1 protein-coding gene is annotated in these 720 nt (G+C 65.0%); it reads right to left on the bottom strand.

Annotated elements, in window-relative coordinates; all coding sequences use genetic code 11:
- The coding region (locus P3G67_RS35795; RefSeq protein ID WP_276097245.1) for a ketoacyl-synthetase C-terminal extension domain-containing protein at positions 1–720 on the bottom strand (720 nt) is incomplete at both ends.

Consider the following 720-nt stretch of genomic DNA (forward strand, 5'->3'; position numbering starts at 1 on the left):
GCTCCAACGACCAGTCCACAAAAGGCGCCAGCGCCAGAGCACACTCACCCATCGAATCAGCGAACACCGGGGAAGACTCCAGCAGGCCTTGAGCCATACCAACCCACTGCGCACCCTGACCAGGGAAAACAAACACCACCTGGCCACCAGCCCGAGCAGCGCCCTGCACCACCCCAGCAGCCGACTCCCCAGCAGCAACGGCCCGCAGCCCGGCCATCAACTCATCCCGGTCACTGCCCACCACCACCGCACGGTGATCGAACACCGCACGCGAACTGACCAGCGACCACCCCACATCCACCGGCCGCAACGACGGATCCGACTCCACAAATTCCAGCAACCGGGCCGCCTGCGCCCGCACTGCCTCAACCGACTTCCCCGACAACACCCACGGCACCACACCACCCACACCCGAACCACATGGGGCCTCTGTGTCAGGTTGAGTGTCAGGTGCGGTCTCGGTCTCGCTCTCGGAGGGAGCTTCGAGGATGACGTGCGCGTTGGTACCACTCACGCCGAACGAGGAGACTCCGGCCCGACGCAGATGATCGGTCTCCGGCCAAGGGATGGCCTCGGTCAACAACCGCACATCGCCCTGGGACCAGTCCACCTGCGTCGACGGCTGATCCACATGCAACGTCTTAGGAAGCACACCATGGCGCAGGGCCATGACCATCTTGATCACACCGCCCACACCCGCCGCGGCCTGGGTGTGACCGA

It is taken from the genome of Streptomyces silvisoli, from assembly GCF_029269905.1.
Taxonomy (GTDB): domain Bacteria; phylum Actinomycetota; class Actinomycetes; order Streptomycetales; family Streptomycetaceae; genus Streptantibioticus_A; species Streptantibioticus_A silvisoli_A.